10 protein-coding genes are annotated in these 12,504 nt (G+C 74.1%); 6 read left to right on the top strand and 4 right to left on the bottom strand.

Annotated elements, in window-relative coordinates; translation table 11 throughout:
- Positions 1-62 precede the first annotated feature (62 nt).
- Positions 63-2,108, top strand: a complete 2,046-nt coding sequence (locus ACZ6Y7_RS11220; protein ID WP_465757615.1) for a sensor histidine kinase — start codon at positions 63-65, stop codon at positions 2,106-2,108.
- A gap of 165 nt (positions 2,109-2,273) precedes the next feature.
- Here ACZ6Y7_RS11220 and ACZ6Y7_RS11215 read toward each other — a convergent pair whose 3' ends face one another.
- A complete protein-coding gene (locus ACZ6Y7_RS11215; RefSeq protein WP_465758017.1) occupies positions 2,274-2,855 on the bottom strand; it encodes a TetR/AcrR family transcriptional regulator in 582 nt (193 codons plus the stop codon).
- Positions 2,856-2,990: 135 nt separating this feature from the next.
- Here ACZ6Y7_RS11215 and ACZ6Y7_RS11210 point away from each other — a divergent pair, with 135 nt between their 5' ends.
- Both ACZ6Y7_RS11210 and ACZ6Y7_RS11205 read left to right on the top strand, forming a co-directional pair.
- Positions 2,991-4,100, top strand: a complete 1,110-nt coding sequence (locus tag ACZ6Y7_RS11210) for an FAD-dependent oxidoreductase (RefSeq protein WP_465757614.1) — start codon at positions 2,991-2,993, stop codon at positions 4,098-4,100.
- Between the two features lie 254 nt (positions 4,101-4,354).
- On the top strand, positions 4,355-5,644 hold the full coding sequence (locus ACZ6Y7_RS11205; RefSeq protein WP_465757613.1) for a hypothetical protein: 1,290 nt from the start codon (positions 4,355-4,357) through the stop codon (positions 5,642-5,644).
- Here ACZ6Y7_RS11205 and ACZ6Y7_RS11200 read toward each other — a convergent pair.
- On the bottom strand, positions 5,626-6,405 hold the full coding sequence (locus tag ACZ6Y7_RS11200; RefSeq protein ID WP_465757612.1) for a hypothetical protein: 780 nt from the start codon (positions 6,403-6,405) through the stop codon (positions 5,626-5,628). The two genes, ACZ6Y7_RS11205 and ACZ6Y7_RS11200, sit on opposite strands and share 19 nt — an antisense overlap.
- 538 nt (positions 6,406-6,943) lie before the next feature.
- On the opposite strand from ACZ6Y7_RS11200, the gene sph reads away from it, so the two are divergent.
- Positions 6,944-7,921, top strand: a complete 978-nt coding sequence (gene sph / locus ACZ6Y7_RS11195; RefSeq protein ID WP_465757611.1) for a sphingomyelin phosphodiesterase — start codon at positions 6,944-6,946, stop codon at positions 7,919-7,921.
- Between the two features lie 158 nt (positions 7,922-8,079).
- The gene (locus ACZ6Y7_RS11190) at positions 8,080-8,937 is read left to right on the top strand and encodes a thioesterase family protein (RefSeq protein ID WP_465757610.1); all 858 of its coding nucleotides are present in this window, start codon (positions 8,080-8,082) and stop codon (positions 8,935-8,937) included.
- Between the two features lie 69 nt (positions 8,938-9,006).
- Here ACZ6Y7_RS11190 and ACZ6Y7_RS11185 read toward each other — a convergent pair whose 3' ends face one another.
- Complete coding sequence (locus ACZ6Y7_RS11185; protein ID WP_465757609.1) at positions 9,007-10,332, bottom strand: radical SAM protein; 1,326 nt, start codon at positions 10,330-10,332, stop codon at positions 9,007-9,009.
- Between the two features lie 330 nt (positions 10,333-10,662).
- Between ACZ6Y7_RS11185 and ACZ6Y7_RS11180 the strand changes: the two genes are divergently transcribed.
- Positions 10,663-11,934 (top strand): alpha/beta hydrolase family protein, encoded by a 1,272-nt coding sequence (locus tag ACZ6Y7_RS11180; RefSeq protein ID WP_465757608.1) that lies wholly within the window; start codon positions 10,663-10,665, stop codon positions 11,932-11,934.
- 78 nt (positions 11,935-12,012) lie between these two features.
- Here ACZ6Y7_RS11180 and ACZ6Y7_RS11175 read toward each other — a convergent pair whose 3' ends face one another.
- Positions 12,013-12,351, bottom strand: a complete 339-nt coding sequence (locus ACZ6Y7_RS11175) for a cyclic-phosphate processing receiver domain-containing protein (RefSeq protein ID WP_465757607.1) — start codon at positions 12,349-12,351, stop codon at positions 12,013-12,015.
- Between the last annotated feature and the right edge of the window lie 153 nt (positions 12,352-12,504).

Below are 12,504 nucleotides of genomic sequence, written 5' to 3'. Positions count from 1 at the left end.
GCCCGTGCGGTCGGGACCACGGGCCGGGCGGCATGGAACGGTTCAGGGAGGTGGTGTGGCGGATGGGACGGCTCAGGCCCGGCGGCGGCGCCGGCGTCGCCACGGCGATCGCGGCCGCCGGGACGGCACTGCTGTGCGCGGCGGTGTGGTCGCTCCTCGCGCTCACCCACCCCGCCGTGGAGGGCGTCAGCGGGCAGTACCTCCTCGGCGGCCTCTGGGTCGCGGTCGGCCTGATGTTCACGCTGGCCGGCCTGCTCCTGGTCGTCAACCGGAACGGGCAGGCCCTGGGAGCGCTGTTGTTGTGCGCCGGCGTGCTGGAGACGCTGCGCACGGCGGCGTCGCTGGCGGCCGCACTGGCCGGGGCCGGGCCGGGGGTCGTCGGGGTGGTCGCGGCGGTCGTCCTGGCCGCCTCCACCCTCAACGCCTTCGCGGTGGTGAGCTTCCCGCTCTGGTTGCCCGACGCCCGGCTGCCCGGCGGGGTCTGGCGCTGCATCCCCGTCCTGGTGGCCGCGTGGAGCGCCGTGGCCGCCTTCGGCACCACCGCCCGGGTGCCCGAGTGGTACGGCCTGCCGAACCCGCTGCACCACACCGCGCTGTACGCCTGGGTGGACGGATGGCTCAGCCCGTACGCGATCGTGGAGTTCGCCGCGAGCCTGGTGCTCACCCTGACGGTGGCCGCGGTCCGCTGCCGGCGCCTGCCCGGGCCGCACCCGTACCTGCGGGCGGTGATGGCCACCTACCTGGTGTGGGCCGCGCTGGCCGTCGTCCCGAACTTCGTCGGCGACCAGCCCACGTGGCTGCCGTACGCGGTCGTCGTGGCGGGTGAGGCGGTCTGGATGCTGGTGCCGCTCGCCGCCTTCCGGCGCGACCGCCGGCTCTCCCTGGACCGGGTCACCCGGCGCTACCTGACCGCGTTCGCGTTCGGCGCGCTGCTCTTCGTCGCGGTCGTGTTCGCCGCCTACCTGACGCACCGCCTGCTGCCCGGCACCGGCACCGGCACCGGGACCGGGACCGGCATCCGGTGGTGGCAGCTCGCGGCGGCCGCGGCCGCGGGCGCGCTGCTGCGCCCGGCCGCCCGCGGGGTGGGGTGGGCCGTGGACCGCTACTACTACGGCGAGCGGGCCCACCCGTACCAGCTGGTCCGGCAGCTGGCGGAGCGGATGAGCCACGCCGTCGACCCGGCGGACGCGGCGCCGCTGCTGTGCCGGACGGTGGTCCTGGCCCTCGGACTGCCGGCCGCCGCGGTCCGGGTACGGACCCGGGGCGGACCGCGCGAGCTGGCCCGGATCGGGGGCCTCGACGGGCCCGGCGCGCGCTTCCCGCTCACCTACGAGGGCGCCGAGATCGGCGAACTCCTCGTGCCGCCGCGCCCCGGGCAGCCCGAACTGGACCGGCAGGACCGCGACGTGCTGAGCCTGCTCGCCGACCAGGCCTCGCCCGCGATCGCCTCCATCGGCCTGTACGAGGACCTGCGGGCCAGCCGCGAGCAGCTCGTACTGGCCCGCGAGGAGGAACGCCGCCGGCTGCGCCACGACCTCCACGACGGTCTCGGGCCCGCCCTGTCCGGCCTGCGCCTGAGGATCGACGCCGCCGGCGCCGACCTGCCCGCGGGCTCCGAGGCCGCCGACTCGCTCACCGCCGCCTCCGCCGGCATCGGTCACGCGATCACCGAGCTCCGGCGGATCACCCACGACTTGGGCCCGGGCCCCCTCGACGGCAAGGGGCTGGCCGACGCGCTCCGCCGCCTCGCGGACACCCTCGGGAGCCGGTCGCTCGACGTCACCCTCGACCTGTACCCCGACCCGCTGCCCGCACTCTCCGCGGCCGTGGAGGCCGCCGTCTACCGGATCAGCGGCGAGGCCCTGAACAACGTGGTCCGCCACTCGGGTGCCACGGCCGCCCGGCTCACGCTGTGCGCCCTCCCCGACCGGATCACCGTCGAGGTCGCCGACAACGGGACGGGCTTCCCCGCCCGCGCCGCCACCTCCGGGGTCGGCCTGCGGTCCATGGCCGAGCGCGCCGAAGAGCTCGGCGGCACCTTCACCGCCGCCAACACCCCCGGCGGCGCCGTCGTCCGCGCCGTCCTGCCCTTCGGCTCAGCCCCCTGACCCGGCCCGCCGCCGGGCCCCGGCGGCGTTCGTCCGGCACAGAGTGCCGAGGGGCGCGAGGAGTTGCCGGGTCGCCGAGCAGCTCCCGGCGTGTCCGCAGGGTCGGTCGCAGGCGATGTGCCGACGGCTGGGCGCGCCGCGCGTCGGGGCTCCTCGGAGCACGGGTCAGCTGGTCGGGTGGGAGGCTGCCCAGCCGTGTTCGAGCAGGGCGAAGGCCTCCTCGGCGGCCCGGCGCGGGTCGGGGTGCTGCTGGATCAGGCTGCGGGCCGCCAGGGCGAACCGGGCCAGGGCGGCGCAGCCGGTGTCGTCCTCGGGCGCGCCCACGGCCTGGGCGATGGCCCGCGCCAGGGCTGCCTCGTGGCGGGTCCACATCCGCTGGGAGTACTCGCGCAGCGCGGGGGTCTCCCGCACCAGGCGGAGGAAGTCGGCGAACCGCGGGTCGGCGGCGTGGACGGCGAACCGGGTCTGGTGCAGCAGCAGGTGCTCCCGCAGCGCCTGCGGGATCGACCGGCCCGGAGGTCGGTCGCGCACGGCCGCGACGAGGGCCGCCTCCAGATCGTCGTCCTGGTCGAAGACCAGCGCTTCCTTCCCGGGGAAGTGCTTGAACAGGGTGGTCACCGAGACGTCCGCGGCGTCGGCGATGTCCTTGACGCCGACTTGGTCGTAGCCGCGTTCGAGGAAGAGTTCGAGTGCGGCGTCCGCCAGGGACTGGCGGGTCTGGGCCTTCTTGCGCTCACGGCGTCCCATCGCTTCGGTCACCCCGCCACCATAGCCCGGCGTGCACCCACTAAGAAAGTGTAGTCATTGCACTTATGTAGCGAGTGTGCTTTCTTGGTGCTGCCGGCCCGCCCGGCCGCCCACCCACCCCTGGAAGGACCCCCTGTGCCCCCTCTCCCTGCCCCTCGCATCGCAATCGTCGGCGCCGGCCTCGGCGGCCTGACCTGCGCCCGGGTCCTGCAGCGACACGGCCGCGCCGTCACGGTGTACGAGCGCGAAGCCGACGCCGACGCCCGCCCGCAGGGCGGCTCCCTCGACATGCACGCCGACACCGGCCAGGCCGCCTTGCAGTCGGCGGGCCTGCTCGACCGGTTCCACGCGCTCGCCCGCCCCGAGGGCGACGAGTGGCGGGTGTTCGACCATGCCACCGGCGCCCTCATCGCGCAGCGGGGGCCGACCGCGGGAGGCGGCCGCCCGGAGATCGACCGCGGCCAGCTGCGCGGCCTGCTGCTGGACTCGCTCCGCCCGGGCACGGTGCGGTGGGGCCGGGCCGTCACCGGGGTCACGCCGTTGGCGGGCGGTACGTGCCTCCTGCTCCTGGACGGCGGTGCGGCCGAGGAGTTCGACCTGGTGATCGGCGCCGACGGTGCCTGGTCACGGGTCCGGCCGGCCCTGTCGCCCGCTGTGCCGCACTACACCGGCGTCACCTTCGTCGAAACCGGCTTCGACCGCTGCGACGCCCGCCACCCCGAACTCGCCCGGCTGGTCGGCAACGGATCGCTGCTGGCGAAGGGCGTCGGCCGGACCCTGGTCGCCCAGCGCAACAGCAACGGTCACATCCGCGGCTACCTCGCCCTGCGCGCGCCGCAGGACTGGCACGCGGCCGCCGGGCTCGACCTCGGCGACCAACGGGCCGTGCGGGAACACCTGGTGAAGCTGTTCGACGGCTGGGACGAGGACCTGCTGCGGATCCTGCGCGACAGCGACCACGGCTTCGTCAACCGGCCCCTGCACGTGCTGCCCGCCCCGCACAGCTGGGCGCACGTTCCCGGCGTGACGCTGCTCGGCGATGCCGCACACCTGATGCCCCCGGTCGGGCTGGGCGCGAACCTCGCCATGCTCGACGGCGCCGACCTCGCCCACGCCCTCGTCACCGAACCCGGTGTCGACGATGCCGTTCGCGCCTACGAGCGCGTCATGCTGCCCCGCTCGGTGGAGGCCGCGACGGGCAGTGCCCAGGGCCTGGATCACCTCGTACCCGCGACGGCCTCCTGAACCGGGGAAGGGTGCCGTGGTTGCAGGTCGGCCGGTCGGCCGGTCGGCAGGTCGGCGGTCGGCGGGCCCGCGGCGTCGGGGGCGGCGGTGAGGCCGGGCGGTGCGTGTGAGTTGTGTGCGGGAGTTGGCGGAATCGTGTCCATCGGAACGCCCGCCCGGTTGACCGTGGACGCACCGGAAGGTTGGCTCGACGCCAGGCGGGCTGCGCGGGGGCGGGGAGCAGGGGCGGCCCGGGCGGAAGGGGAGGACAGCCCATGAAGGCCACGAAGGCCACGACGGTACGGGCGGCCTGCGTTCTGGCGGCCGCGCTCCTGGCGGGCACCGCGGCACCGGCACCGGCATCCGCGACGCCGCCGGCGGGGGACGACGTGGTGAGGGTGAACGTCGGCCCGGACGGAGCGCCGGCCGACGACTGGTCCGAGCCGCTCGGACTCAGCGCCGACGGCCGCTACGCCCTGTTCACCTCCCTCGCCTCGAACCTGGTGCCCGGCGACACCAACCGCCTCTACGACGTGTTCGTCCGCGACCTGGTGACGCGGCGGACCGAGCGGGTCAGCCTGGCCGACGGCGGCGGCCAGTTGGACGGTTCGACCAGTCAGGCGGCGATCAGCGCCGACGGCCGGTACGTGGCCTTCAGCAGCGACGCCACCAACGCCGTCCCGGGGCATCCCGGCAGCGGCCGCACCGACGTCTACGTCCACAACCGCCGGACCGGCCGTACCGAAGCGCTCACCGCCGGAAGCGGCGTCGGCAACTCCCTCAGCCCGGCGATCAGCGCGGACGGCCGCTACGTCGCGTACTCCTCGGACCGCACCGACCTGGCCCCCGGAGCCGCACCGGGCACGGCGAACGTCTACCTGACGGACCGCCGGACCGGCACCACCCGCCTGGTCAGCACCGGCCGGGACGGCGCTCCCGCCGACGGCAGCTCGGTCGAGCCCTCGCTCAGCGCCGACGGCCTGACCGTCGCCTTCCGTTCGAAGGCGGGCAACCTGCTGCGGCCGGCGCCGGGCGGGCCCGAGCCCGCGGCTCCGGCGGTCGGGAGGCCCGCGCCGACCCGGCAGCTGTTCCCGCTCTACGTGTACGACGCGCGCACCGGCCGGATCGAGGGCGCGAGCGTCGACGGCGGCGGCACCCTGCGGGACGCGGCGCGTCAGGGCCGGGTGAGCCCGGACGGACGGTACGCGCTGTTCCGGGTGTTCCGGTCCGACCAGGGCACCGTCCGGGTCACGCTGTACGCGCGGGACCTGCGGGCCGGCACGGTGACGGAGGTGGCCGCCGACGGCAGTCAGCCCGGCGTGATGACGGCGGACGACCGCTGGGTCTACTTCGCCTCGGACGCCGACACCCTGGTGCCCGGCGACACCAACGGCGTCGCGGACGTGTTCCGCCGGGACCTGTGGACCGGCCGGGTCGAGCGGGTCGGCGCCGCGGCGGGCCCGTCCTCCGGGCCCGCCGTGGACGCGTTCGGGACCACGCTGCTGTACGGCACGCTCACCGGCACCGGTCAGGACGTCCTCGTGCGCTACCTCCCGCTCTTCTGACCGGACGCCTTCTGACCGGGCGTCCTCCGGTCGGGCGCCTTCCAGTCGGACGTCCTTTGGCCGGACGTCCTCCGGCCGGAGGACGCGGTCGACTCCCGGAGGGTGCGGCGCGCCGCGGCCAGGGTGAGCAGGCTCCACAGGGCGGCGAGCGCGGCGACGACGTAGACACCGCTGCCGTCGAAGTCGAGGTCCTCGTCGAGTGCGACCGGCGGGGCCCAGCCCTGCGGGTCGACCACCACGGTCATGGTGTCGCCGATGTCGTAGGTGCCCCCGCAGCCGAAGCCGCCGACCCGGGCGTGCGGCAGCGCCTGGCCGTCGGCGCGGCGGATGTCGCAGGTCCAGTGCACCTTGCCGCTCTTGTCCTTCCCGCTGTGGGCCGCGGTGATCACCACCGAGGTCTCCTCGCCGCGGTGGGACAGGATCTGGCCGCGGATGCCGGTCCCGGTGATCGCCAGCATCAGCACGCCGATGAACGTGGCCGGCAGGATGACCCAGCCGCGAGCGCGGACGAAGCCGATGCCGAGGACGCCCGCCGAGAGGAAGAGGAACGCGACGAGGCCGCAGGCCGGTTGGTAGTCCGGGTTGCTGCCGAGTGCCGCCGCTCCGGCCAGCAGCACCGGGGTGAGCAGCCCGACCAGCCAGGCCGTCCGGCGTACCGTCCGCGGCGACAGCTCCGGTGCGGGGCGGCGGCGGACCCGCTTCGGGGGAGGGACCACCCCTTCGGCGAGCGGTCTCTTCTGCTTCTTCTTCCTGCCGGCCATGGAGCCCCCGTTCGGTGCCGTGTTCCTCAGTGCTGGTGCTGCGTCTGCTGCCGTGTCGCCGCCGGGCCTCCTGCCGTGCCTGGCGGCGTTCCTGCTGCCGTGCCGGACGGTGTTCCTGCCGTGCTGGTCCGCCGCCTGCGACAGTGTGACCCCGTCCCCTGACAGCCGGAAGAGCGGGGGCCGGATCGCCTCCCGCCGCCCGAAGCCGGCTCACCTCGTCCGAGCGGGCGCGGGCGCGGTCGAGGTCCAGGTCGAGGTCGCGGTGGCCCGGAGCGGCCGCCACGTGGCCCCCGCTGACCGGAGCGGCCGCGACGCGCTCCCGCTGATCCGGTGTTCCTCGTGGAGGCGGTGCCGAGCGCGCGGCGGGGGAGTGGAGCCGGTGCAGCCAGCCTGACCGCCCGTCAGTCACCGTGCGGCGCCGGTGTTACCGGCGAGTTCACCGAATGCTCGCCCGACGTCTTGCGGGTCGTGCCACCGGGCACGTTGGATACACAACATCCCGCGACCCGGCGGGTCCACGACACCCCACGGAGCCCAGATGCCGCTGTCGTCCGTCCGCCGTGCCCTCGCCGCCGGCGCCGCCGCCACCGTGATCGCCGCCCTCGGCGCGGCCCCCGCCTCGGCCGAGAGCGCGCCGGTGACCGCGCCCCCGCTCGACGTGCTCACCTACAACGTCTTCCTGATGAGCACCTCGCTCTACCCCAACTGGGGCCAGCAGTACCGGGCGCAGGCGATCGCTTCGGCGGACTTCTTCCAGGGCCACGACGTGGTCGTGCTGGAGGAGGCGTTCGACAACGCGTCCTCCGACGCGCTGATTGCCAGGGCCTCGGCCGCGTACCCGTACCACACGCCGGTGGTCGGGCGCTCCACCAGTGGCTGGGACGCCACCTCCGGTAGCTACAGCTCCACCACCCCGGAGGACGGCGGGGTCACCCTGCTGAGCACGTGGCCGATCCTGCACAAGGAGCAGTACGTCTACAAGGACGCCTGCGGCTCGGACTGGTGGTCCAACAAGGGCTTCGTGTACGCCGTGCTGGACGTCGACGGCCGCCGCACCCACGTGGTCGGCACCCATCTGCAGTCCACCGACTCGGGCTGCTCCAGCGGCCAGGCCGCGGACATCCGGGCCAGGCAGCTCACCGCGATGCGCGGTTTCCTGGACGCCAAGCGGATCCCGGCCGACGAGCCGATCGTGGTCGCGGGCGACCTCAACATCGACTCCCACGGCACCGAGTACCAGGCGCTGCTGAGCAACGGCAACCTCGCCCCGGCCTCGGCCCGCACGGGCTGGCCGTACTCCTTCGACACCGCCGACAACTCCATCGCCCGCTACCGCTACCCGAACGACCCCAAGGAGGACCTCGACCACGTCCTCTACCGCGCCGACCACGCCCGCCCGCAGCAGTACACCAACCAGGTCGTCCGGGTACACAGCGCGCCGTGGACGGTGAGCAGTTGGGGCAAGAGCTACACCTACACCGACCTCTCCGACCACTACCCGCTCGCCGCGCACTGACGCTCTCCGGGACGGGGCGGCCGCCGGGTGTGGGATGCGTCACCGTCACGCCCGGGGCGCCGTTCGGCCCCTTACGATCCTGAACGCCGAGGTCGGGCCCCGTCGTACCCCGGCGGCGCCCGCCCGGCGTCCAGCGAACGGCCCGAGGAGAAGCGCACGTGACCACCCCCACCACCGCGCCCGACAGCTACTACCAGCGCACCGGCGAGAACCGCTACAAGCCGACCCTCCAGGCCCAGGGCGCCTGGCACCCGGACGAGCAGCACTTCAGTCCGCTCGGCGGCCTGATCGTGCACGCGATCGACCAGTACCGGTCCGATCGCTCCGATCGCTCCGAGGGCACCGGCCGCTCCGAAGGCACCGGCCGCTCCGAAGGCACGGGCCCCGGCCTGGCGCTGGCCCGGATCAGCTTCGACATCCTCGGGCTGATCGCCCTGGAGGAGTTCGAGGTCACGGTGGAGACCGTCCGGCCAGGCCGCACCATCGAACTGGTCGAGGCCACCGCGACGATAGGGGAGCGGGCCGTCGTCCGGGCCCGGGCGTGGTTCCTCGCCGAACTCGACACCGCCGCCGTCGCCGGCACCCACGACCGGCGGCTGCCCGCGCCCGAGGAGTTCGAGCCCTGGGCGATGAGCGGGCTGTGGGGCGGCGGCTACATCTCCTCGATCGACGTCCGCCGCCGGGAGACCGCGCCGGGCCGGGCCGCCGTCTGGATCGCGAGCCGGGCCGAACTGGTCGCGGGCGAGCCGAGCAGCCCGCACGCCTCCTTCGTCGCCCTGGTGGACACCGCCAACGGCATCGCCGTCCGGCAGGACCCGACCGCGTGGATGTTCCCCAACACCGACCTGACGATCCACTTCCACCGCCGCCCCGAGGGCCGTTGGACCGGCTTGGACACCAGCGTCAGCTTCGGACCGTCCGGCCACGGCGTCACCAGCACCGTGCTGCGCGACGTGCTCGGCCCGGTCGGCCGGGCCGAGCAGATCCTCACCGTGCGCCCGCAGCAAGGACGTTGACGACGGAGGCGCAGCGCGGCCCGACGGGCAGCCGGGCCCCTGCCGCCCGCGCGGCAGGGGCCGATCGGCTCACGCGGGCAGCGAATCCATGAAGGAGCTGACCGAGAACACCGCGTTCCCCGGCCCGGCCGGGCCGTAGCCGGGCGGGGAGGAGAGCCCGAACTCCTCCAGGGTCGCGCGGTAGGTCTGCAGCAGCCGGATGTGGTACTCCAGCGGCGCACCCTGCGGATTGGCCTTGCCCAGCGGGGTGGTGGGCTCGGGGCACCAGGTGGTGAAGCGCGGCACGACGCCGTGCGACATGAAGAACCGCAGGCCCTCCTCGGTGGAGGCGATCGCCTCGTCCACCGTGGTGAAGCCGAACGGCTCGGCCATCTCCACGCCCGCCACGAAGTTGGGGATCACGTTCTCCGGGCCGAACACCTCGGTGGAGTCGAGGATCCGGCGGTGCCACTCGTCGCGGCCGACGTAGCGCTCCTTGCCCGGGCAGTAGAGCTCGAAGAGCCGCTTGTCCCAGACCTCGAAGTTCGGGTGGTAGATCCGCACGCCGTAGTCGTGGAAGCGCTGGACGTCCTCGCGCGGCAGCGCCTGCGCCACCACCTTGCCGATCCAGCGGCCGGGGAAGCGCTCCTCGATGGCCTTGGCGTACTGTCCGTAGAAGTCGGCCTCGTCCCGCCCGCCGACCTGCGAGGTGATCGCTCCGCCGGTGAGGGTGTACGCCTGCGAGGCGCGGGCGGTGTCGTGGCGGTCGATGATCTCCAGCGCCTCCAGCACCTCCTCCACCGGCTTCACTCCGGTGTACGGGCGGCCGGCGGCCTTGTGCTGGCGCCAGTTGTGGTTGATGTCGCAGTACTGGCACTCCTCCTTGGCACCGAAGTACTGGCAGACCCGGAACACCGTGAGGTAGATCAGGTAGCCCCACTGGATGGTCGGGGCGACCTCCATCACCGACTTCCCGTTGGCCAGTGTGTGCCGGTAGTAGTCCGGCATCGGCGGCAGGCCGACGTCGGCGATCCGCGCCCCGTCCAGGTAGAGGCCGAGCGTGCCGTCCTCTCCGGCTCCGACCCGGTACGGGGAGTCCGGGTTGACCCGCACCGACACCACCGTGCGGCGCAGCCCGTACGGTCCGCCGGTCAGCACCACCTCCTCCGGCGGCCGGTTGAGCGCGGCCGCGCCCAGCTCGGGCAGGGTGCGGTGGTCGAAGGAGAAGATGAAGTACGACTTCGGCTTGACCTCGCCGCCCCCGTCGGCGCTCGCGCTGCCGCTGAGCGCGGACTCGTCGAAGGCCATGCCGCCGCGCAGCAGGTCCTCCTTGATCACCGCCTCCCGGGGCACGTCGGGATAGCGCCCCATGAGCTCCTCGACGAGTGCGGTGCGGCTGCGGGCCTGGCTCTCCATAGCGCTGGTCTTCCTTCCTGGCCCCGATCCTCCACGGCGCCGTGGCCATTCTTCTCCCCCTTACGCGCCCAGCCCCGCACCCGTCGACCCGGGGACGGTCACCTCGTCCGTGCCGCGGGCCGGCGCGGCACTCCGCCCCGGCCCGCAGACCCGCCGGACGCGGGACTCCCGACGTAGGTCGTTCCCGGGACCCGGTGCGAGGGCCCGAACGCCGTCATACCGGGGTGCTACCGGGGGAATTGCCACCCCGGTATGACGGATCTCGCCCCTCCTGAGCCGTACGGTCGCCGTGTCGAAGGCGACGACGGAACCGAACGAGGAGGAACGGCGATGAGCAGGCGAGGACGGGCCGTGGCGGCCGTGCTGCTGGCGGCGACGGCGGTGTCGGGCGTGGTCGGCGCACCGGGCGCGGTGGCGGCACCGGGTGGGAACGCGGGTCGCCCGGCCGTGGCCCGGCTGCCGCAGCCCACCGGGCCCTACCCGGTCGGCACGACGGCCCTGCAGCTGACGGACGACCGCCGGGACGACCCCTGGAAGCCCGGCCGCCACCGCACGCTGATGGTCAGCTTCTGGTACCCGACCACCCGGCCCGCCGCCGGCGGTGACCGCGCGCCCTTCATGGTGCGTGCCGCCGCCGACCACTTCGGCAGCGCGGGGAGCGTCGGCCAGAGCGACTACGGCTTCGAGCCCGACCGTACGGACTGGGCCGGCATCCGGACCCACGCCCGCCCCGACGCGCCCGCCCTCCCCGGCGGCAAGCGGCCCGTGGTGCTGTACTCGGCGGGCTTCGGCGACCCGCGCACGTGGGGCACCGGTCTGGTGGAGGACCTCGCCTCGCGCGGCTACGTCGTCGTCACCGTCGACCACACCTACGACGCCTCCGAGGTCGCCTTCCCCGACGGGGACCTCGCGACCTCCGTGTTCCCGGGGCTGCTGACCCAGCCCGGCCTCGACCTCGGCGCCCTGCTGCGCAAGACGCTGCAGACCCGGGTCGACGACACCCGCTTCGTGCTGGACCGGCTGGCCGGGCTGTGCCACGACGACCGGCTTCCGGCCGGTCTCGCCGGCTCCCTCGACCTCGACCGGATCGGCATGGTGGGCCACTCCGGGGGCGGCTCCGCGGCCCTGCAGACCATGCACGACGACCCCCGCCTCAAGGTCGGCGTCAACCTCGACGGACAGCTCCACTTCCCCGGTCCGGACGGCACCGGCGTCGACCTGACCGGCGTCGCCGCGGACGGCCTGACCCGGCCGTTCCTGCTCATGGGCACCCAGAACCCCGACTCCGGCAGCTACCACCAGCAGCCCGGCTGGGACGCCCTGTGGCAGCACAGCACCGGCTGGCACGCCGACCTCACCCTCACCGGCTCCCGCCACGCCTCCTACACCGACGCGCAGTCCCTGCTGCCCCAACTCGCCGACCAGGGCGCGATCAGCCGGGCGAAGCTGACCGAGGACGTCGGCGACGTCCGCCCGGACCGCGCGGTGTCGGCCACCCGCTCGTACGTCGCTTCGTTCTTCGACCGCTGGCTGCGCGGCCGGGACGACCACCTCCTGGACGGCCCCTCGCCGCGCTTCCCCGAGATGGTCTACGAGCAGTAGGGGCGGGACCGCCGGACCGGGCACGGGGGTGCCGCTGCGGGATCGGGCGGTTCGCGCGGTGATCCCGTCGGACAGGACCTACGCCGTCGCCCGCTGGACGCGGTAGCTCCACCGCGCGAGCGACCGGACGACGGTCTCGGCGCCGATGGGGTTGGCGCTGTGAACGAAGACCGTTCCGATCCGGAAGGGCCGGCCGTGGAAGGCGGCCTCCTCCAGGAGGGTCACCACCGGCATGACGGTGTCCTCGCCGCCGAGATCGTGGTCGAGCCACAGTTCGTCGATGAACCGGTCGCGGTACTCCTCCAGGAGCCGGACACCGTCACGGCTGGTCCGGGCGATCCGCGTGGCCCGGGGGAGCGGACGGAGGTCGTCGACACCGAGGACGACGGGCGTCGCCAGGGCGGGGGCTTCGTTCACCGGGTCATCGTGGCAGGACCGGCGGCCTGGCGGCCACGGGTTATCGGGACTCCTGGCCCTCCGCCTAACGCAACAGATTTGCGTTAGGCGGAGGCGAAGCCTAGGGTCTCTTAAAGCGAATCCTTTGCCTTTGGGCCATGGGTCCTGGTCTTC

Source organism: Kitasatospora sp. NPDC053308, assembly GCF_055585785.1.
The sequence above is the reverse complement of the archived record's forward strand: the minus strand, read 5'-3'. Positions and strand labels throughout refer to the sequence as shown.